The sequence below is a fragment of the Aureimonas psammosilenae genome (genome assembly GCF_009176975.1).
In the GTDB taxonomy this organism is placed as follows: Bacteria; Pseudomonadota; Alphaproteobacteria; order Rhizobiales; family Rhizobiaceae; genus Plantimonas; species Plantimonas psammosilenae.
Genome location: NZ_WEZG01000002.1, coordinates 460,447 through 481,465, shown reverse-complemented (window position 1 = coordinate 481,465; position 21,019 = coordinate 460,447). Strand labels below are relative to the sequence as shown.

The window sequence follows — 21,019 nt, the reverse complement described above, 5'->3', positions numbered from 1 at the left end:
CGAGCTATGAGTGGTCATGACTGCCGCTCCCAGAAACATCCGCGCTTTGACCCGGTCGGAAGCCCGCCGCATCTGGCTTCGGGCGCAGCGGTTGGATGAGCGGGAGCCGTTCGGCGGGGGGCTGGAAGCGGTGCCGCTGGCGGTGCGGCATCTGGGTTATGTGCAGATCGACACGATCAACGTGATCGAGCGCTCGCACCATCATATCCTCTGGACCCGCATTCCGAGCTACAAGCGCGAGCATCTCGTGGCCGCGCAGAGCGTCGAGCGCAGCCTCTTCGAATACTGGACGCACGCCCTTTCCTACGTGCCGACCGAGGACTACCGCTTCTTCATGCCGGCCATGCGCCGGCATCGGCAGAACCCGAACTCCTGGTTCTCTTCCGTTTCGCCGAAGGACCTCGCCAAGGTCATGCGGCTCGTCCGGGAGGGTGGCGCGCTGTCGATCCGGGAGATCGAGGACGATGTTCTGGTCGAGAAGGACCATGCCTGGGCGAGCCGCAAGCCGTCCAAGCGCGCTCTGCAACTCGCGTTCTATACCGGCGCGCTGACGATCAGCGCGCGCTCAGGCATGCTGAAGAGCTATGAACTCGCCGAGCGTCATTTCGGCTGGGAAACGCGTCCGAGACCTGCGACGGAAACGCAGACCCTCGACTACATGCTCGACCGGGCCTTGCGTTCCCAAGGCGTCGTGAGCCTGGACTCGATCTGCCATCTTGTCCCGAGCCTGAAGAGCGCGGTGCGCGGGCGGATCGAGACGCGCCTGCGGCGCAGGAGTCTGGTCCCGGTGGTGATCGACGGCGCTGAGAAGGTGGAGCACTGGGCCACGCCCGAAGCCCTGGAGGATGGATCGGCACCAGACGGCGAACCGATGATCCATCTCCTGTCACCCTTCGATCCCCTGGTGATCCAGCGCAGACGGCTTGCCGTGTTTTTCGGGTACGAGCATCGCTTCGAAGCCTATGTGCCGAAGGAAAAGCGGCTTTTCGGCTATTTCGCCCTGCCCGTTCTTCTCGGCGACCGGATCGTCGCGGCGCTGGACCTCAAGACGGATCGGCTCGCCCGCCGCCTCCTGATCCAGAAGGCGACGTGGTTTGAGGAGCCGTCAGTCGAGTCGAAGGCGCGCATCGACGATGAACTCGGCCGTTTCGAGCGTTTTCAGCTCGAAAGCTGATGCGTCAAAACGCGGGATGCCTGGCGGCTGGCGGGGCAACCGTCGCCGGCTCGCTTTCCGTTGCATCGAGGCGCACGAAGACGGCGCCCGCCTGTTTCAGGGCGAGGATACCGGCGGCGACGCCCGCGCCGGCCGAGCGCGTCGGCTGGTTGATATGGGCGATCACCACGTCCCCGCTTTTCGCCCCGGACAAGCGCTTGGCAACACTCGCGGCGGGAAGCGATGCGCCCATGTCGGCGTTCAGCGAATAGCCCGCGATGCGATAGCCTTCCGCCTCGATGGCCGTGGCCGCATCGGTGCTGTAGCGGGCGGTCGCGCCGCGAAACCAGTGCGGCGTGATGGCGAAGACGCGGCGGATGGATTGCGCGCCGCCATCCACCTCGGCGCGCACGGCCTCCAGCGAGCCGGCCGAGGCGATGCCGAAGACCTGCGGCCTGTCGGTGACGGCCGGGATGTGATGATCGCCATGATTCTCAATCTCGAACAGATCGGGATGAGCCTTCAGCACCGCGACCGTTTCGGCATTGCGCTTCAGCCAGCGCGAGGTGACAAAGATCGTCGCCGGAATGCGCTCGTTCAGGAGAACATCGAGAATGCGGTGATCGACGGCGCCCGAGCAGGCATCGAAAGTCAGCGCCACTTCGCGCGCCGGCCCGGCGTGAACGAGGTGCAAGGCAGGTTCGATATCCTTCGCGAAAACCGGAGAGGTGAGCGTCGCGCAAAGCACGGCGGCGGCGAAAGCAAGACGATACATCAATTGTCCGAAGGCGATGGGAGCTGTCCGTCGAGGCGGCTTCATAGGTCGTCGAGCTTGCGCGGCGCGAGTGCCGCGCGAAACCTCGAATGTTCAGGCGGGAATGTCCGCTTCTTCTGCCTCCCGCATCCGAATCGGCGATGCGGCGGAAGGCGGGCGGCGCAGCCAGCTCGGCACGATGCCTGCGGCGGCGAGAAACGCCGCAAAGCCGAGCGCTGCGACGAAACGCTGGTCCGGCAGGAGGCCGAAGATCACCGCCGCAAAGGCGACGCCCATCGACTGCCCGACGAGCCGGGCGCTGGACTGGATGCCGCTTGCCCCGCCGCTGCGCTCGCGCGGCGCGCTGGTGATCAGAACCTTGTTGTTCGGTGTTTGGAAAAGCCCGAAGCCGAACCCCGACAGCACCAGCCGCCAAAGGAGATCGGCATCGGTAGGATCGATGGACATCAAAGCGAGGGAAACGAGGCCGGCCGCGAAAAGGGCGAGGCCGAGGGCCGATAACTTGCCGGGATTGAAACGGTCGGCGAGACGCCCGGCGATGAACGCGGCCGCTGCCGTTGCGATGGGCCAGGGCGTCATCAGGAGGCCGGTTTCCGACGCCGAGCGGTCGAGCTGGTCGTGAAGCAGGAACGGCAAGGTGACGAAGGCCAGCCCCTGCGCGCTGAAGGAGCAAACGGATGTCGTGGCGGAAAGGGCAAAGATGGGCCGGGCAAGAAGATCCACCGGCAGCATGGGCGCGGCCAACCCCAACTGATGGCGCACGAAGACGATGCCGATGCAAATGCCCCCGACGATCTGCAGGAGGGCAAGGCCGAGCCCTTCCGAATGGCCGAGCGCGTTGACGCCGGAGATCACCAGCCCGAACGTCGCCGCGCTCAAGGCCGCACTCTTGAAGTCGAAGCGGCGCGCGGCGCGCGGCGTGTGCGGCAAGGTGAGCGAGCCGACCACGAGCGCGAGGACGCCGACCGGCAGGTTGACGAGGAACAGCATCTGCCAAGGCGCGACGGCGAGGATCGCGCCGGCAATGGACGGGCCGGCGGCCGAGGAGATGCCGACGATCATCGCCACATAGCCGACCGCGCGGCCGAGCATGGCATGGGGAAACACGAAGCGCACCAGTGCCATGTTGATGCTCATCACGCCCGCCGCGCCGAGCCCTTGGAGAGCTCTGGCCGCGATCAGTTCCGGAAGCGACCCGGAAAGCGCGCAGAAAAGCGAGGCCAACGTGAAGATCGCGAGGCCGCCGATATAGACCTTCCGGTAGCCGACGATCTCGCCGAGGCTGGCGAGCGGCAGGAGCGCCACCGTGACGGCGAGCTGATAGGCGTTGACGATCCAGATCGCGTCCACCGGCTCGATGCCGAGTTCCATGGTGATCGGCGGCAGGGCGATGTTGGCGACGGCGCTGTCGAGCACCGCCACGAAAAGCGCCATCGCGATCGTGGCAAAGGCAAGCGAACGCTGTGGCTGGGCAAGTCCGTCGGTCATGAGGATAGGCTCGGGTGTTTTCCGAAAAAGGCAGCGACAGGCGCTGGGCGTCGAGCGGCGCGAAGAGCCCGTCTATCTGCCTCCCGGCCGCAGAGCGCAACCACTTGGCACCCGAAAGAATATTGCTCAAAGCGACGCAGGCTGCATTTCCACGTCGCCGCGCGCCCGCCTGTCGAGGAAGCGCCGGTCGATCTCGGGCAGCGGCTCGCCTTTGATCAGTGCTTCGAAGCCATGGAGGCGCTTGTGGATGGACAGGAGTTCCACCACCGTCGTCCACGAATTGACGAGATACTGGAAGGACCCGCGCACCTGATCGAAGGCCGCCGTGATCTGCTGCAGGACGCCGAGCGTGATCGCGCCCGCCACGATGGTCGGCGCGAGGGCAAGGTAAGGAAAGACGTTGTCGATCTGGAGGTAGCCGATGCGGGCGACGTTGAAATAAACGTAGTGGAAGTAAAGGCGAAAATAGTTCTGCCGTACATCGTGGAACAAGGCTCCGACCGTCGGCGGACGGGCCGCCTGCGGGTCGTTCTCGCCTATAACCAGTTCCTTTCGATAAGCCGCCTCCACCCGCTGGTTGCGAAATTCGAGGCCCGGCAGCTTGATGCCGACCATGGCCAGAAAGGCCGTGCCGAAGGCCGCCCAAAGGATCGACGTGACGACAAGCGGATGCGGAATGGCCCCGACCAGCGGCAGTTCGGTGACGTTGGCGGAAAGATGCACCAGCACAGGGACGAAGGCGATCAGGGTCATGACGGCGGTGACGAGCTTGACGCCGAGCGTTTCCATCGTCGTGGAAAAGCGCATCGCGTCTTCCTGAACGCGCTGTGACGCCCCTTCGATATGGCGCAGGCGATCCCAGTAGCTCATGTAATATTCGTTCATCGCCGTGCGCCACCGGAAGATGTAGTGGCTGACGAAGAAGCCGGTGAGAACGCCGACGACGACAGCGACGAGCGCGATTTCCAGAAAGGTCTCGATCTGGGCGTAGAAGGCGGAAAGGGTAACATTGCCGGTCTTGGACACGGCCGCCTGAATGAGATCGTAGAACGGCCCGTACCAGCCATTAATCGCCACACTGACCTCGACATCGAAATAGGTGACGAAGAGGATCAGTGCCGATCCGAGCACGGACCATGTGGCCCAGGGATGGGGCGCCTTCCACCGCCAGAACAAATGGAAGGCGAGAACGGCCGCGCCGTAGAAAACGTAGAACCACAGAAACGGCGGCGACCAGAACAAGGAAACCCCGACCGCCGTCTGCGCATCGCCTGCCGCCGCGCCGAAACCGATATGGCTGCCGAGATCTCTGAACCCCGCATACCACGCGACGATGGTAAGAACGGTCCAGCCGATGGCCGAGAGGAAGAAGGGCTTCGGCTGCGGAAAGAAGGATCTGAACATCGACCGCACTCGGACGGGTTATGACCAGCCTCCATAGGCCGAACCCGTACGCGTGGTTAGTGAACTCGCGGTAATCCTCCTACCCCAGAAGGAAGTCCGTGATCAGCTTCACGTTCAAACCGGCGATCACCAGAGCGATCAAAACCGCGATGGCGGAGAGCCAGCGCGGCGCGACGAGATCGCCCATCTTCGTGCGGTCGGCGGTGAAGAGAACGAGCGGGAAAACAGCGAAGGAAAGCTGAAGGCTGAGAACGACCTGCGTCAGCACCAGAAGCTCGGCCGTTCCGGCATCGCCGTACCAGATCGTGACGAGCGCGGCCGGCACGATCGCGATGATGCGCGTCACGAGCCGCCTGATCCATGGGGCAAGCTTGATGTTGAGGAAGCCTTCCATGACGATCTGACCGGCCAGCGTCGCTGTGACGGTGGAGTTCAGCCCGCAGCAAAGAAGCGCGATGCCGAAAAGCGTCGGCGCGATGGCGGCGCCCAGAATGGGGGACAGGAGGCTATGCGCTTCGCCGAGCTCGGCGATCTCGGTGCGGCCCGTATGGTGGAAGGCGGCCGCCGCGAGGATCAGGATCGAAGCGTTGACGAAAAGCGCGAAGCAGAGCGCCACCGTGGAATCCAGGGTGGCGAAGCGCAGTGCCTGACGCTTTTCCGGCAGCGTCGTGCCGAAGTCGCGCGTCTGCACGATGCCGGAATGGAGGTAGAGATTGTGCGGCATCACGGTCGCGCCGAGAATGCCGAGCGCGAGATACAGCATGTCTGGGTTCTTCACGATCTCGGTGGTCGGTGCGAAGCCCCGGATGACCTCGCCCCAGTTCGGGTCGGCCAGCGCGATCTGGATGGCGAAGCACGCCGCGATCACGCCGAGCAGCGTGATGATGAAGGCTTCCACCCAGCGAAACCCGAGCTTCTGCAGATAGAGGATCAGGAACACGTCCGTCGCCGTGATCAGAACGCCGATTTCCAACGGAATCCCGAACAGGAGATTGAGGCCGATGGCGGTGCCGATCACCTCGGCGATGTCGGTGGCGATGATCGCGATCTCGGCCAGGAACCAGAGCGGATAGGCGACGAAGGCGGGATAAGCGTCGCGGCAGGCCTGCGCCAGATCGCGGCCCGACGCGATGGCGAGGCGCGCGCAGAGCGACTGGAGGATGATCGCCATGATGTTGGAGATCAGCGCGACGCTGAGGAGCGTATAACCGAAGGCCGAACCGCCGGCGATCGACGTCGCCCAGTTGCCGGGGTCCATGTAGCCGACCGCGACGAGATAGCCCGGACCGAAGAAGGCGGCGGCCTTCCGCCAAGGCTTGGCCGTGCGTGACACCGCAACCGTGCGGTGCATATCGAGAAGCGATCCCTCCCGGTTCTTCTGCCGCCAACCGTCTTCGCGATCGGAGCGGATCGTCGTCGTCATGAATGGCAGCCTTGTCTCGAAGCGTTCCAGACAAACTGTCCTTCGGCATAAGGTTTGTCCAGTGGCAAACTTTGCCGAAACCGGAAACATCCGCTAGGAGCGAGGGCGATGGAAAGCGACCCGATCAAACTCTCCCCCACTCAGCCCGGCGACGGCCCGAGCGATGCCGAACGTTTTGCGCGCGTGCGGCAGGCCAACCAGTCCGAGCTGGCCGAGGACTACGTGGAAATGATCGCCGAGCTGATCGAGCTGCATGGCGAAGCGCGCGCCACCGATCTCGCGGACCGCTTCGGCGTTTCGCCGGGAACGGTCGCGCGAACCATTCAGCGGCTGGCGCGCGACGGTCTGGTGGAAAGCCAGCCCTATCGTTCGATCTTCCTGACATCCAAGGGACGCGAACTCGCGGCCGCAGCGCGCGAGCGCCATCTTCTGGTGCGAGACTTCCTTCTGGCGATCGGCGTCGGGGCGCACGCGGCGGAAATGGATGCCGAGGGTCTGGAGCATCATGTCGGCGAGGAAACCCTTGCGGCCTTCCGCCGTTTTCTGGATCGCGGAACCGCCTGACGAGGCGTTCGTGATGCAGCGCAGCAACAGTCGTTGGTCGGCTTTCGATCCAGCGATGGAACGTCCGCGCAAATGCTCACTGACAGGGAACGCGGACAGGGCTTTTGCTCTTTAGGGATTGGCCATTCGAATCCGGAGCCGGTTCCACGTGAACATCCAACTGCCTTCCACACATCTGAAGTCCTTCCAGTCGAGACCCGCGCTGCGGCGGTCCCGTATCGAAGAAGGCAGGCCCTACCCGCTCGGCGCGACATGGGACGGCCTCGGCGTGAACTTCGCCATCTTCTCGGCGCATGCCACCAAGGTCGAACTCTGCATCTTCGATCAGGAGGGCGAGACCGAACTGGAGCGGATCGAGCTTCCCGAATACACCAACGAGATCTTCCACGGCTATCTGCCGGAAGCCCGCCCCGGTCTCACTTACGGCTATCGCGTCCATGGCCCCTACGAGCCCGATGCCGGCCACCGCTTCAACCACAACAAGCTGCTTCTCGACCCCTATGCCAAGCAGCATGTGGGCGAGGTGAAGTGGGACCATGCCCTGTTCGGCTACACGATCGGCCACAAGGATAAGGACCTGTCCTTCGACGAGCGCGACAGCGCGGCCTTCGTGCCGAAGTGCCGCGTGGTGGACCCGGCCTTCACTTGGGGCGACGAGATGCGCCCGAAGGTGCCGTGGGAAAAGACGATCTTCTATGAAACCCACCTGAAGGGCTTCACCCAGCTTCACCCCTCCGTTCCGGAAGAGCACCGCGGTACATTCCTCGGCATGGCGAACCGCGACGTCATCGGCTACCTGAAGAGCCTCGGCGTCACCTCGGTGGAGTTCCTGCCGATCCATTCCTTCGTGGACGACAGCTATCTGGTCGAGAAGGGTCTCAGGAACTACTGGGGCTACAACTCCATCGGCTTCTTCGCGCCGGAGCCCCGCTATTGCGGCACGCCGTTCATCGGCGAGTTCAAGGAAATGGTCTCGCAGTTCCACAATGCCGGCCTCGAGGTCATTCTCGACGTGGTCTACAACCACACGGCGGAAGGCAACGAGCTCGGGCCGACGATCTCCTTCAAGGGCATCGACAACGCCACCTACTACCGCCTGCTGCCCGACCAGAAGCGCTACTACATCAACGACACGGGCACGGGTAACACCGTGAACACGAGCCATCCGCGCGTGATGCAGCTCGTGACGGACTCGTTGCGCTACTGGGCCGGCGAGTGCCGCGTCGACGGTTTCCGCTTCGATCTCGCCACCATTCTCGCCCGTGAGCCCTACGGCTTCGACGAGGGATCGAGCTTCCTCTACGCCTGCATGCAGGACCCCCTCCTGTCCTCGGTCAAGCTCGTCGCCGAGCCGTGGGATTGCGGTCCGGGCGGCTATCAGGTCGGTCGCTTCCCGCCGGGCTGGGCCGAGTGGAACGACGGCTACCGCGACACGATCCGCTCCTTCTGGCGCGGCGACGAGGGCAAGATTCCGGCGGTCGCCGACAAGATCAGCGCCTCAGCCGGCATCTTCAACCAGCGCGGCCGCAAGCCGTGGGCGTCGGTGAACTTCATCACCGCCCATGACGGTTTCACGCTACACGACCTCGTTTGCTACAACGAGAAGCACAACGAGGCGAATGGCGAAGACAACCGCGACGGCCACTCGCACAATCTCTCGAACAATTACGGCGTCGAGGGGCCGACGGACGACGAGGAGATCACGGAAACCCGTTACCGGCAGCTCCGCAACTTCTTCGCGACATTGCTCTTCTCGCGCGGCACGCCGATGATCCTGGCGGGCGACGAGTTCGGCCGCACGCAGGGCGGCAACAACAACGCCTATGCGCAGGACAACGAGATCGGCTGGGTGGACTGGGACGTGACGGACGAAAGCCGTGACCTCGCGGAATTCGTCCAGAAGCTGATCCTGCTGCGTCAGTCCCTGCCGATGCTGCGTCGTGGCAAGTTCCTGACCGGCGCCTATGACGAGGAATTCGGCATCAAGGACCTTGCCTGGATCACACCGGCGGGCGTCGAGTTCAGCCAGGAAAACTGGAACGATGGCGGCGCGCGCTGCTTCGGCATGCTGCTCGACGGCCGAGCGCAGTCCAGCGGCATTCGCCGTCCGGGCAACGACGCGACCATGCTGATCGTCATGAACGCCCACCACGACGTCGTGAACTTCAAGCTGCCGGAAGCGCCCGGCGGCGAGCGCTGGCACTGCGTGATCGACACCAACCTGCCCGATCGCTCGGAACTCGTGCCCTTCGACTTCGGCACCGACTACATGGCGACGGGCCGGTCGTGCCTGATCTTCGTGCTGGAGCCGGTCGACGACGAGGATCACGTAACGGCGCAGCGTTCCTTCGCCCATATCTCCCGTGCCTTCGCCAAGGCGGCGGCCAACCAGATCCACTTCTGGAACCGCTGACCCGAAAGCAGATAGCTAAAATGAAAGGGCTCGGCTTCGGCCGGGCCCTTTTCGTTTGCCTCGGCTTTGAGAGCGCCTAACAATACCTCCGGGCGGAGGATGGCCGGAGGATTTTCGTTGTCCCGCGAGGCGCCAAACGCAGTCGATGCCGGCGGCATCGGCGGCCCGAAGGGCGGGCGAGACAAGTGGCTCGCCCCGAGGCAACGAAGCGGGCGACGGAAAGACCCGGCCAGCCGACCCCGCGAGGTTTTGTTAGGTGCTCTTAGTGCGCGCCGCCGGCGCCCTGCTTCTTGCCGAGGTCGATGTTCTTGAGGATCAGCGCCAGCGGGATCGCAGCGGCCGAGATCAGCATCAGCGTGAAGAATACGTCGATATAGGCGAGATAGCCGCGCTGGGTGTCGACCATTTGGCCGATATAGGCGGTGGCCTGTTCCTGCGCCTGCGGCAGGCTCGCGCCTCGCTCCGAAAAGAACTGGGTCAGCGTCTTCAGCGTCTCTTGGTAGGCCGGTTCGGACGGCGCGACATGCTCCACCAGCCGGCTTTGATGCCACTGTTCGCGATGGGCGAGGACGTTGGAGGCGATCGACACGCCGATGGAGCCGCCTGTATTGCGCGCGCCGTTGAGAAGCGCGGAGGCCTGATCCGTCTGGTCCGGCCGCAGACCGAAATAGGACGCGGACGTGATCGGGATGAAGATCAGCGGCAGGCCGAGGCCGATGATGATGCGGGACTCGGCGAAGAACCAGAAGTTCAGATCGGCATAAAGGCGGGTCAGGTCGTACATGGCCCCGGCGATGATCGCCGCGCCGATGGCAATGAGATATTTCGGCTGGAACTTGGACGAGAGCCTCCCGACCACGAACATCATCGCCATGGTGACGACCCCACCGGGAGACAGCGCGAGACCCGCCCAGGTGGCGGTATAGCCGTAGAAGTCCTGTAGCAGTTCGGGAAGGAACTGGGTCGTGGAAATAAGGATCGCGCCCGTTGCGCCCATCACCAGAAAGCACGAGCCGAACTGTCTCTGCCCCAGAAGCCGGGCATCGAGCACCGGGTTCTCCTTCGTCAAAAGCCAAGGGATCGAAAGAAGGAAAGCCGTGGCGCTGATGCCGGCGGCGATCAGGATGAAGGTCGAGTTGAACCAATCGTCGGTCTGGCCGCGATCCAAGACGACTTCCAACGCGCCGAGGAATATGGCGACCAGCCCGAAGCCGACATAGTCGAAGCGGATGCCTTTCTCCCGCATTTTCGCCCGCTCCTTGCGCAGGGATGCCGGCTCCTTCACCAGATACCAGACAAGGGCGAAGGCGAAGACGCCGACCGGGCCGTTGATCAGAAAGCACCAGTGCCAGGAATAGTTGTCCGATAGGAAGCCGCCGAGCGTCGGGCCGATCACGGGCGCGACCACCACCGCCACGCCGAACAGGGCGAAGGCCTGTCCGCGCTTTTCCGGCGGGAAGCTGTCGGCGAGAATGGATTGCGAGATCGGTACCATGCCACCGCCCGCAAAACCCTGGATGACCCGGAAGAACAGGAGGGATTCGAGATTCCAGGCAAAGCCGCACAGAATCGAGGCGGCTGTGAATGTTGCAAGGCAAGCGAGATAGAAACGACGACGCCCGTACCGCTTCGCGAAGAAGCTCGACGCCACCAGAACGATAGCGTTCGAAACCAGATAGGACGTGACCACCCAGGACGCCTCGTCCGAACTGACCCCGAGGCCGCCGGAAATGTAGCGCAGCGCCACATTGGCGATGGTCGTGTCCAGCACCTCCATGAAGGTCGCAAGCGAAACGACGAGCGCGATCAGCCACGGGTTCGTCGGCCGATCCCCGGCACCGCCCTCAGCAGTGGCCGCCATCTCAGTTCCTCGGCCGGACGGTGGCGGTCGGCACCACCGACATGCCGGGGCCGATGGACACGTCCTGCGGCCAGTTGTCGACCACGATCTTCACCGGAACGCGCTGCGTGACCTTCACGTAGTTGCCCGTCGCGTTCTCGGCCGGCAGCAGGGAAAAGGCCGTGCCGGAACCGGGCTGAACGGAGTCGATCCGCCCTTTCAGCGGGTGGTCGGGATAGGCGTCGATGGTGATATCCACCGCCTGACCGGGCCGCATGTCGGTGATCTGCGTTTCCTTGAAGTTCGCCGTCACCCATTTCTCGTCCGGCACGAACATGGAAACGCTCTGGCCGGCATCGAGAAACTGTCCCTTGGCGCCCGACAGCCGCACCACGCGGCCGGGCTGCGCGGCGGAGATCGTCGTATAATAAAGGTTCTGCTCGGCCTGCTCGACCTGGGCATCAGCCTGATGCCGGCTGGCGACGGCATTGGCCTTTTGGGCCTGCGCCGAGGCAACGTTCTTCAAGGACGACGCCAACCCCGCCTGCGCTTCCTGGAAGCTGCCTTGGGCTTGAAGGAGGTTGGAGCGCGCCTGCTGCGCCGCCTGCAAGGTCCCCGCCCCCGACTTCACAAGCGCATCCTGGCGCGACGCTTCGTCCTGCGCGAATTGCAACGCGGCGTTGGCCGAATTGATCTGCGCCTTCGACTGCTCGACGGAAGCCTCTGCGGCGGCAATCTGTGCTTCGGCATTGCGGATGCCGGCATCGGCCGATTCCACCTGTGCCTTCGCCTGATCGAGCGCGATCCGGTAATCGCGCGGATCGATCTTCAGGATCACGTCGCCGGCCTGGACATGCTGGTTGTCGGTCACCGGCACATCCACCACGTAGCCCGAGACCTTGGAGGCGACGGAAAACTGGCGGGCGTCCACGAAGGCGTCGTCCGTCGTCTCGTAGGGGTGAAAGAAGACGAGCCAGGCAAAATAGCCCGCAACCGCCACGGCTGCGAGAACGACAAGCCCGAGCACGATCCAGACCGGATGCCGGCGGATCAGCGACGGCTTCTTTTGCCGAGCGTCGTCGGTTTTATCTTCCGTCTCGTCGGCGGGCATTTCGTCCTGCCCTTCACCGCCGCCCCGCGCCTTGGCGACGGCGTCGCGCTGCCAGTCGTCGATGTTGCGCCGGTCACGAGGGGCCTCCGCGTCGCCGACCGTCTTCTTCTGATCGCTCGGCAGGGCCTGATCGTCGGGCATGGCGTCTTTTTCCGAGAATGTCGCGAAGGGCGAACGAAATCGAACTCACCGGTTCAGTGAAGATAGTTCCAGCTTTCTTCGCTGAAAGGGGCGCGGCGGGCGAATGCCGCACCGCATGAAAGATCTCGTTGGAAATCGGGGGCGATTGCCGAAAAACAGACTTCTCGTTTCTCTGTCGGCAAGCTAATCCAAGACTTCCTCAGCGTCATTCTCCTCGCGCCGGCCAAGGCGATGCCAGATCCCTTCATCCAGCATTTGCTCGACGCCAACCGCATCTTCGCCGACCAGATCAAGGTCGCGGATCAGAAGGCCGCGACGATCTTCACCTTCGTTCTGGCGCTCCTGATCTGGTCGACGGAAACGCGCAAGGCGCTGAACTTCCACAATTTCGTCCTGGCCGACCCAATCAAGCTGCCGGTGACGCTGCTTCTCCTCGCCTCGCTGGTGACGACGCTTTGCGCGGCGATCTGCGTGGTGCTGCCCCGGCGCCGCCCGAGCGGCAGCGTGTTCTACTGGGGTGCATGGCCGGAAGCCGGCAACACCCTCAGCACGGCGCGCGCGCAAGGGGATCACGCCTTTATCGAAGCGGACCTCCTGAAAAGCACCGCGACGTTGGCCGCGATCTGCCAAGCCAAGTACCGGCTCGTGGTGCTGGCCTTCCGGGCGCTTCTTCTGGTTGTCGGCTGCTATCTCGGACTTCTCATCATCTCGAATTGATCCGAGGGCCCACCGCGCGGACCGTCGCGATAGCGGCCGCGACATTCCGCCCTAGTTCGTGTTGAGCGAACGAGGACGAATCCACGATGATCGATCTCTGGTACAAGAACGCCGTCATCTATTGTCTCGACGTCGATTCCTTCTTCGATTCCGATGGCGATGGTGTCGGCGACTTTCGCGGCCTCGCCGATCACCTCGACCATATCGAAGCGCTCGGCGCGACCTGCATCTGGCTCCTGCCCTTCTACCCCTCGCCTAACCGCGACAACGGCTACGACATCTCCGACTATTACGGCGTCGATCCGCGCTACGGCACGCTCGGCGAGTTCGTGGACTTCATGCAGGCCGCCAAGGACCGCGGCTTGAAGGTGATCGTCGACCTTGTGGTCAACCATTCCTCGATCGACCATCCATGGTTCCAGGCGAGCCGCGCGGACCCGAACGGCAAATATGGCGACTGGTATGTCTGGTCGAAGGAGAAACCCGCCAACGCCGAAGAAGGCGTCGTCTTCCCCGGCGTCCAGAAATCGACCTGGACCTATGACCGCAAGCGCGGCGAATATTACTTCCACCGCTTCTACGAGCATCAGGCCGACCTCAACATCGCCAACCCGGCGGTGCGCGAGGAGATCGAGCGGATCATGGGCTTCTGGCTCGCGCTCGGCGTTTCAGGCTTCCGCATCGACGCCGCGCCCTTCATCTTGGAGGACTTGGAGAAGGTAAAGGGCATGGACCCCCATGCCTATCTCGCCGAACTGCAGCAGTTCCTGTCCTGGCGGGAGGCCGAGGCGATGCTGCTCGCCGAAGCCAACATCACGATGGACCAGGCGGACGAGTTTTTCGGCAGCGGCGACCGGCTGCACGTCATCTTCAACTTCCCTCTCAACCAGAAGCTCTTCCTGGCCTTCGCGCGGGGTGACGCGACGCCGGTCGCCGGCTTCCTCAAGAACCTGCCGCAGATCCCGATGATCGGCCAATGGGCGACGTTCCTGCGCAATCACGACGAGATCGATCTCGGCCGCCTCGAACCGGCGGAAAAGGCGGAGGTCTTCGCCGCCTTCGGGCCCGACAAGTCCATGCAGCTTTACGAGCGCGGTCTCAGGCGACGACTCGCCCCGATGCTCGGCGGCGACGAGCGGCGCATCGCCATGGGTTTCAGCCTGATGCTCTCGCTGCCGGGCACGCCGGTGATCTGGTACGGCGACGAAATCGGCATGGGCGAGAACCTCGACCTGAAGGAGCGGGATTCCGTGCGCCTGCCGATGCAGTGGAACGGGCGCGGCCATGGCGGCTTTTCCAGCGCCGATCCGAAAAACTGGGTCCGTGTGCCGCAAGCCGATGGCCCCTTCACCCATCGGTTCGTCAACGCGGAAACCCAGCGTACCCAGCCGGCCTCGCTTTTCTCCACGATCCAGAAGCTCATCCGCGTGCGGCGCGGCTGCCGCGAGATCGGCTGGTCGGAGGCGGAGGTTCTGGATGCCGGCGACCCGGCCGTTCTGATGCTTCGCGCTGAATGGAAGGGCGGAACGGTCCTGACCCTTCACAATCTCGCCGAACGGCCGGTGACGGTCGATATCGGCGATGCCATAGGGGCGGACGCCCAAGCACACGATCTTCTGAAAGACGGCGGCGAGTTGCGCCCGGATGCGGACGGGCGCTGCCTCCTGCGCCTTCCAGCCTACGGCTACGAATGGCTGCGCCTTACCCATCGAACGGACCGCTGACGATCAACCTTTACGGGCAGACGCGGGTCGGTCATGCTGCCCTCGCCGGAGCCGGATGCTTCGGCGAAGGAAGGAGGTGAGGCATGTGAGACTTCGGAAGGTGATCTTGGAGATCAGACTGTTTGGCTGGACCCTGACACTGATCTTCGAGTAGCCCAAAGGGGCCGGCGCGAATGCCGGTCCCACCGAAGGCGAAGTGCCTCACCTCCTCCGATCGACAACATAACACACGCCTAAAGCGTATCAACACCCCGCCCATACACGAAATTCACGTATGGGTGTGCTGCAGCCGTACTGATGAGTGGACCGCGTTGTTGACACCTCAAGCCACCATCGCGCCAAGGCGCGAGCGGCGGAAGGAGCGTCCGTCCTCTCCGAAGACGTGCAGGTCGTCGGGGTCGGCGGACAGCGAAACCCTCTCGCCGCGCTTGATCCGGCTTTCGCCATCGAGCTTGGCGACGATCGGCTCGCCCGCTCCGATATCCACATAGATCAATGTCACCTCGCCGAGCTTCTCCACGAGATCGACCGTTCCCGAAAACAGTCCCGGTCCGTCGGAGAGCGCCAGGTCTTCGGGGCGGACGCCCAGCGTGACCTTGCCCTGCCTCGCACCGGCCGGCAGTTCCACCGAAGCCGCGACCTTCGCACCATCATTCAGTTCCACCGTTCGGCCGTCGCCGATACGGGCTGCCACGAAGTTCATGGCGGGCGAGCCGATGAAGCCGGCGACGAAGAGGTTTTCGGGGTGATGGTAGAGTTCCATCGGCGCCCCCACCTGCTCGACCTTGCCGCCGTTCAACACCACGATCCGGTCGGCGAGCGTCATCGCCTCCACCTGATCGTGGGTGACATAGATCATCGTCGTGGTCGGCATGGTTTCATGGAGCTTGGCGATCTCGATGCGGGTCGCGACGCGGAGCGCGGCATCGAGGTTGGACAGTGGCTCGTCGAACAGGAAGACCTTCGGATCGCGGGTGATGGCGCGGCCGATGGCGACGCGTTGGCGCTGGCCGCCCGATAGCTGCTTGGGCAGGCGGTCAAGATATTGCGTCAGTTGCAGCATCTCGGCGGCGCGGCGCACGCGCCGGTCCACCTCGCCCTTGTCGGCCTTGGCGAGCGTCAGACCGAAAGCCATGTTCTGGTAGACGGTCATATGCGGATAAAGCGCATAGGACTGGAACACCATCGCGATGCCGCGCTGGGCCGGCGGCAAGCCGTTCACCACCTGTCCGTCGATGGCGAAGGTGCCGCCCGAAATCTCCTCCAGCCCCGCGATCAGCCTCAGAAGCGTGGACTTGCCGCAGCCGGACGGGCCGACGAACACGATGAACTCGCCCGACCGGATGTCGAGATCGACGCCCTTGATGACATCCACCGCACCGAAGGTCTTGCGGACATTGGTCAGCTTCAGATCGGCCATCTGCCTGCACCCTACCCTTTGACGCCGCCGGCGGTGAGGCCGGAAATGATCTTGCGCTGGAACACGAGCACCAGGGCGATCAGCGGCACCGTCACGATGATCGACGCCGCCATGATGAGGCCCCAGGGAATTTCGAAGGACGTCGCGCCGGACAAAAGCGCGATCGCGACCGGCACGGTGCGCTGATCGTCGCCGGAGGTGAAGGTCAGCGCGAAGAGGAACTCGTTCCACGCGGCGATGAAGGCGAGGAGCCCGGTCGTCACCAAGGCCGGCCACATCAAGGGCAGGAACACCTTCACGATGATCGTCCAGGGAGACGCCCCGTCGACGATCGCCGCCTCCTCGATCTCGATCGGCAGGTCGCGCATGAAGGTCGTCAGCACCCAGACCGTGAAGGGCAGCGTGAAGATCATGTAGGAGAAGATCAGCGCGAACGGCGTGTTGTAGATGCCGAGCGCCCGAATGATCTCGAAGAGACCCGCCAGCACCGCGATCTGCGGAAACATCGACACCGACAGAACGGTGAGCAGCAGCAGCCCCCGCCCCCGGAACGAGATGCGCGATAAGGCGAAGGCCGCCGTCAGCCCAAGCAGCATCGACAAGGCCACGACCGCCGCCGCGACCACGACGGAGTTCAGGAAGTTTCGCGGAAAGGCGCCGCCGCCGAGCACCGCCTGGTAGTTCGTGAGTGAAAAGGCTTTCGGAATATAGTCGATCGCGAAAAGCGACGAGCCCATTTTGAACGAAGTCATCACCGCGTAGTAGAACGGAAACACCGCCTGGAAGACGATGACGGCGACCAGAAGATAGAAGCCTGCGGTCTTCAAAGCCTTCATCGCGTCACCGCCCTTCCGAGCCGAGATCGACCCGGCCGATCTTGATGTAAGCGATGGTGATGAAGGCGATGGTCAGGAACAGAAGAGTCGAGGACGCGGACCCGTAGGCGAACTGGTCGAACTGGAAGAGGTTTTCCTGCGCGAAGACTGACATGGTCTTGGTCTGATCGTTCGCCGGGGTCAGCACATAGATGAGATCGAAAACGCGAAGCGAGTCCAGCGCCCGGAAGATGATCGCGACCATCAGCGCGGGGCGGATCAGCGGCAGCGTCACCTTCCAGAACACCTTGACCGGATGGACGCCGTCGATCTTCGCCGCTTCGTAGATATCGCCCGGCACCATCTGAAGGCCCGCCAGGATCAGAAGCGCCATGAAGGGCGTCGTCTTCCAAACGTCCACGATGATGACCGCCCACATGGCGGTGTCGGGATTGGCGGTCCAGGCGATCGGCGCTGCGATGAGACCGATCCGCATCAGCATGTCGTTCAAGATGCCGAACTGGTCGTGCATCATCCAGGCCCACATCTTGGCCGAAACAACGGTCGGGATCGCCCAGGGGATCAGAACGGCGGCGCGCACGAGACCACGCCCCTTGAACTCGGCGTTCAGGACCAGGGCGACGACGAGGCCGAACACGGTTTCGAGCGCCACCGAGACGAGGGTGAAGTAGACGGTGTTCCACACCGCGTTCCACCAGCCGGGCTCGGCGAGAAGTCCGAAATACTCGCCGGTTCCGTCGCCGTAATCGACATATTCGAGATAGTTGGTGAAGCCGACGAAGGCTGCCTCCCCGAGCGAGGAAAGCTTGGCGTCAGTGAAGGAAAACCAGATCGTGCGCACCAGCGGCCAACCGGCGGCCGCCGCCAGAACGAGCAGCATCGGCAGAAGGAAGAGCCAAGCCGAGCGGATACGTTGCGCCCGCAACTGCGAGCGCCCCGCGCCTGCCGCCAGATCGATCTGCGCGTCGGACGCTCTCGGCCGTTCGGCGGAGGTCATGGCCATGGTGGCTATCCCCGAAGAGCGTTCACCATTCCTTGCCCTTCAAGCGCTTCAGCTTGGCGTCGAGGCGCTTGAAGTTCGACGCCGCGTCGCCATTGCCCGCCAGGGTGTTGTTGACCGCCGTCCAGAACTCGCTGGATGTCTCGTTGTATTTCGCCTTGGTCGGTGCCGAGGGGCGCGGTACGGCGGCGAGGAAGACTTCCTGCCAGCGCGCGATCAAGGGCTGCTTTTCCTTGATCTCGGCGTCTTCGTAGAGGGACGGAACGGTCGGCAACCGCGAATTGCCGAGCGCGCGGATCTTCTGCTCCTCTTCCGAGGTCCAGAATTTCACGAAGGCCACCGCCGCGTCCTGGTGCTTCGAATATTTCGACACGGCGACGTTCCAGCCGCCGATGGTCGCGGAAGATGAGCCGCCCTCTCCGGCCGGCAAAGGCGCGACGTCGAACTTGCCCTTGATGGCGCTGTCGCCACCGTTGCCGAGCGCATAGGCATAAGGCCAGTTGCGCATGAACACCGCCTTGCCCGTCTGCCAAACGCCGCGCGCATCCTCTTCCTTGTAGGCGAGGCTTCCGGGCGGTGAGATGGTTCCGATCCAAGACTTGGCCGCGTCGATGGCGGCGGCGGCTTTCGGGTTGTTGATCGAGATCGTGCCGTCCGGCTCGACGATCCGCCCACCGCCGGACGAGGCGATCCATTCCAGGGCGTTGCAGGTCAGTCCTTCATACGGCGCTGCTTGGAACAGGTAGCCCCACAGGTCGCTCGCGCCGCCGGCCCGCTCCTTGTCCTGAATCTCCTTGGCCGTCGCGGCGAGCTCGGACCACGTCTTCGGCGGTTCCTTGCCGTATTTCTCCAGAAGATCCTTGCGGTAGTAGAGCGCCGGCGCATCGGCCCAGGTCGGCAGGGCGACGAGCTTGCCGTCCACCGTCTGACTCTCGATCACCGCCGGAAAATGCTTGGAGACCACATCGCCGAGAAGCGGCTTCAGGTCGATGAAATGCTCGGCAAGCTGCGGCGCCCAGATCACGTCCGTGCGGTAAACGTCGATATCCGCATTCCCGGCCGCGAGCCAAAGCCGATACTGGCCGAACTGGTCGGTGGAAGAGGCCGGCATATTCACGACCTTCAGCGTGTGGCCGGTTTGTTCCTGGAAGCGCTTTCCGGCCTCCTGAAGCTCTTGGATGTCGGTGCCGACGGAGCCGGAAGCGACGGCAACCTCGTCGGCGAGCGCACCGGAAACGGACGCCAAGCACATCACGCTCGCGAGAAGCGCAGACTTCAAGCCATAGGTCACAGCCATCCTCCCAGAAGCCTCGCCCTCGAAAGGGGTACGCCAGAACAGATCCGACCGGCGATCGCCGTCCGGCCCTCCCCCGAGAAAGCTCATTCCCGGAACCGAACTCGCCCTGTCCTTCACCACTCAGGATGGTGCCAAACCTTGCGGTGCTCAGTCAACTGAAAGCTTGACCAGCCGGCAGCGATGTCAAGACCAGCGCCTCCTGGCGACGCCAGCTTCCTCGAAACTCGCGAATGTTCGGCTGAGGGAACCGTCGAGATCGATGGCGCGACAGGCATCCTCGGCAACGATGACCTCGAACCCGGCGCCTCGCGCATCAAGCGCCGTCCAGGCGACGCAGAAATCAAGCGCGAGACCCGCGACGACGACACGCTCGACGCCGCGCTCCCGCAGATAGCCCGCCAATCCGGTGGGACTGCGCCGATCCGCTTCGGTGAAACCGGAATAGCTGTCGATGCCGGCGCGGAAACCCTTGCGCACGATCATCTGCGCCATCGTGGCATTGAGAGCGGGATGGAAGGCGGCGCCCGGCGTGCCCTGCACGCAGTGGTCGGGCCAAAGGACCTGTGTCCCGTAGGCGAGTTCGATCGTGTCGAAAGGCGCAAGACCGTGGGTCGAGGCGAAGGAGGCATGGCCTTCGGGATGCCAGTCCTGCGTGAAGACGACGGTCTGGAAGTGGCGTGCCATCTCGTTGACGAGCGGCACGACCTCGTCGCCCCCCGACACGGCCAGCGCGCCTCCAGGGCAGAAGTCGTTTTGTACGTCCACGACGATCAGCGCGTCGGTTTCTCGCGTCTCGATGGCCATTCTTCGCACGCCTTCGTGTTTCACGTCCGACGCCACCTAATCTTTTTCGCGTCGCTCGCGCTAGATCGCCCGTGAAGAGCAACGGATCACGGGCATGGACGAGCGGAAAATCTATCGGTTCGGCTTGGGCGCACCCAGAACGGTCGCGGGCTGGGCATCGCATTTCATCGGCACGCGGATGATGATCGGCCTCCTGGCGATCGCGGGCGCGCTCGGCTTCTTCATTTTTCTGGCCGAGGCCGTCGCGGAAGGCGAAACCCGCGCCTTCGACGAGGCGGTTCTTCTGGCGATGCGCAATCCGCTCGATCCGCAGATGCCGTTCGGACCGGGATGGCTGCAGGAACTGATGCGCGACTTCACGGCCTTCGGCGGCGTCGGCATCCTCACCCTCGTGACGCTGTTTGCCGCGAGCCTTCTCTGGATACAGGGCAATCGCCGGTCGATGATGTTGACGATCGCGGCGGTGGCGAGCGGCATGTTGGTTTCGTCGGCGCTGAAGGCGGTCTTCGAGCGCCCTCGCCCGGACCTCGTGCCGCACGGCTCGATCACCTATACGGCGAGCTTTCCGAGCGGCCATGCGCTGCTTTCCGCCGTGACCTATCTCACCATCGCCGCGCTTGTGGCGCGCGTGCAGGTCAAGCGCCGGATCAAGATCTATATCCTGTCCGTCGCCGCCCTTCTCAGCATCACCATCGGGATCAGTCGGGTTTATCTCGGCGTCCATTGGCCGAGCGACGTCGCGGCGGGCTGGGCGGTCGGCAGCGCTTGGGCGCTTCTCTGGTGGCTCATCGCGCGGCGCTTGGAAGAGCAAGGCGTGGTGGAGCCGGAGCGGGACGAACCGGGCCCAGCCGACAAAACAAAGGGCTGAAAACGAAAAGGCCCCGCCCGATGCGATCGGGCGGAGCCTTG

At 63.7% G+C, this 21,019-nt stretch carries 17 protein-coding genes; 6 read left to right on the top strand and 11 right to left on the bottom strand.

The window, feature by feature from the left end:
• Positions 1 to 16 precede the first annotated feature (16 nt).
• Positions 17 to 1,174: a winged helix-turn-helix domain-containing protein gene (locus F9929_RS06190; protein ID WP_152045661.1), complete on the top strand. Its 1,158-nt coding sequence runs from the start codon at positions 17 to 19 to the stop codon at positions 1,172 to 1,174.
• 4 nt (positions 1,175 to 1,178) lie between these two features.
• On the opposite strand, the gene F9929_RS06185 is transcribed toward F9929_RS06190, so the two are convergent.
• From F9929_RS06185 to F9929_RS06170, 4 genes are all read right to left on the bottom strand, one after another.
• On the bottom strand, positions 1,179 to 1,928 hold the full coding sequence (locus F9929_RS06185; RefSeq protein WP_152045660.1) for a polysaccharide deacetylase family protein: 750 nt from the start codon (positions 1,926 to 1,928) through the stop codon (positions 1,179 to 1,181).
• 93 nt (positions 1,929 to 2,021) lie between these two features.
• Complete coding sequence (locus tag F9929_RS06180; protein WP_193227624.1) at positions 2,022 to 3,416, bottom strand: MFS transporter; 1,395 nt, start codon at positions 3,414 to 3,416, stop codon at positions 2,022 to 2,024.
• A 126-nt stretch (positions 3,417 to 3,542) separates the two neighbouring features.
• A complete protein-coding gene (sbmA, locus tag F9929_RS06175; RefSeq protein ID WP_152045658.1) occupies positions 3,543 to 4,820 on the bottom strand; it encodes a peptide antibiotic transporter SbmA in 1,278 nt (425 codons plus the stop codon).
• Between the two features lie 79 nt (positions 4,821 to 4,899).
• Complete coding sequence (locus tag F9929_RS06170) at positions 4,900 to 6,243, bottom strand: Nramp family divalent metal transporter (RefSeq protein WP_152045657.1); 1,344 nt, start codon at positions 6,241 to 6,243, stop codon at positions 4,900 to 4,902.
• Between the two features lie 108 nt (positions 6,244 to 6,351).
• Between F9929_RS06170 and mntR the strand changes: the two genes are divergently transcribed.
• Together mntR and glgX are read left to right on the top strand one after the other, a co-directional pair.
• Positions 6,352 to 6,807 (top strand): manganese-binding transcriptional regulator MntR, encoded by a 456-nt coding sequence (gene mntR / locus F9929_RS06165; protein WP_152045656.1) that lies wholly within the window; start codon positions 6,352 to 6,354, stop codon positions 6,805 to 6,807.
• A 154-nt stretch (positions 6,808 to 6,961) separates the two neighbouring features.
• On the top strand, positions 6,962 to 9,220 hold the full coding sequence (gene glgX, locus F9929_RS06160; RefSeq protein ID WP_407922210.1) for a glycogen debranching protein GlgX: 2,259 nt from the start codon (positions 6,962 to 6,964) through the stop codon (positions 9,218 to 9,220).
• Between the two features lie 262 nt (positions 9,221 to 9,482).
• Here the strand turns inward: glgX and F9929_RS06155 are convergent, their stop codons facing one another.
• Together F9929_RS06155 and F9929_RS06150 are read right to left on the bottom strand one after the other, a co-directional pair.
• Complete coding sequence (locus tag F9929_RS06155; RefSeq protein ID WP_152045654.1) at positions 9,483 to 11,081, bottom strand: DHA2 family efflux MFS transporter permease subunit; 1,599 nt, start codon at positions 11,079 to 11,081, stop codon at positions 9,483 to 9,485.
• A gap of 1 nt (position 11,082) precedes the next feature.
• Positions 11,083 to 12,312, bottom strand: coding sequence for an HlyD family secretion protein (locus F9929_RS06150; protein ID WP_152045653.1), 1,230 nt, complete (start codon positions 12,310 to 12,312; stop codon positions 11,083 to 11,085).
• Positions 12,313 to 12,543: 231 nt separating this feature from the next.
• Between F9929_RS06150 and F9929_RS06145 the strand changes: the two genes are divergently transcribed.
• Together F9929_RS06145 and F9929_RS06140 are read left to right on the top strand one after the other, a co-directional pair.
• A complete protein-coding gene (locus F9929_RS06145; RefSeq protein WP_152045652.1) occupies positions 12,544 to 13,029 on the top strand; it encodes a Pycsar system effector family protein in 486 nt (161 codons plus the stop codon).
• Between the two features lie 86 nt (positions 13,030 to 13,115).
• A complete protein-coding gene (locus tag F9929_RS06140) occupies positions 13,116 to 14,753 on the top strand; it encodes an alpha-amylase family protein (RefSeq protein ID WP_152045651.1) in 1,638 nt (545 codons plus the stop codon).
• A gap of 322 nt (positions 14,754 to 15,075) precedes the next feature.
• Here the strand turns inward: F9929_RS06140 and F9929_RS06135 are convergent, their stop codons facing one another.
• From F9929_RS06135 to pncA, 5 genes are all read right to left on the bottom strand, one after another.
• Positions 15,076 to 16,173 (bottom strand): ABC transporter ATP-binding protein, encoded by a 1,098-nt coding sequence (locus tag F9929_RS06135; protein WP_152045650.1) that lies wholly within the window; start codon positions 16,171 to 16,173, stop codon positions 15,076 to 15,078.
• 11 nt (positions 16,174 to 16,184) lie between these two features.
• Positions 16,185 to 17,009: a carbohydrate ABC transporter permease gene (locus F9929_RS06130; RefSeq protein WP_152045649.1), complete on the bottom strand. Its 825-nt coding sequence runs from the start codon at positions 17,007 to 17,009 to the stop codon at positions 16,185 to 16,187.
• A gap of 4 nt (positions 17,010 to 17,013) precedes the next feature.
• On the bottom strand, positions 17,014 to 18,012 hold the full coding sequence (locus F9929_RS06125) for a carbohydrate ABC transporter permease (RefSeq protein WP_152045648.1): 999 nt from the start codon (positions 18,010 to 18,012) through the stop codon (positions 17,014 to 17,016).
• 22 nt (positions 18,013 to 18,034) lie between these two features.
• Positions 18,035 to 19,306 (bottom strand): ABC transporter substrate-binding protein, encoded by a 1,272-nt coding sequence (locus F9929_RS06120; RefSeq protein WP_407922205.1) that lies wholly within the window; start codon positions 19,304 to 19,306, stop codon positions 18,035 to 18,037.
• Positions 19,307 to 19,489: 183 nt separating this feature from the next.
• Positions 19,490 to 20,110: a bifunctional nicotinamidase/pyrazinamidase gene (gene pncA / locus F9929_RS06115; protein WP_152045647.1), complete on the bottom strand. Its 621-nt coding sequence runs from the start codon at positions 20,108 to 20,110 to the stop codon at positions 19,490 to 19,492.
• 94 nt (positions 20,111 to 20,204) lie between these two features.
• On the opposite strand from pncA, the gene F9929_RS06110 reads away from it, so the two are divergent.
• The gene (locus tag F9929_RS06110; RefSeq protein WP_210251309.1) at positions 20,205 to 20,978 is read left to right on the top strand and encodes a phosphatase PAP2 family protein; all 774 of its coding nucleotides are present in this window, start codon (positions 20,205 to 20,207) and stop codon (positions 20,976 to 20,978) included.
• Positions 20,979 to 21,019 lie beyond the last annotated feature (41 nt).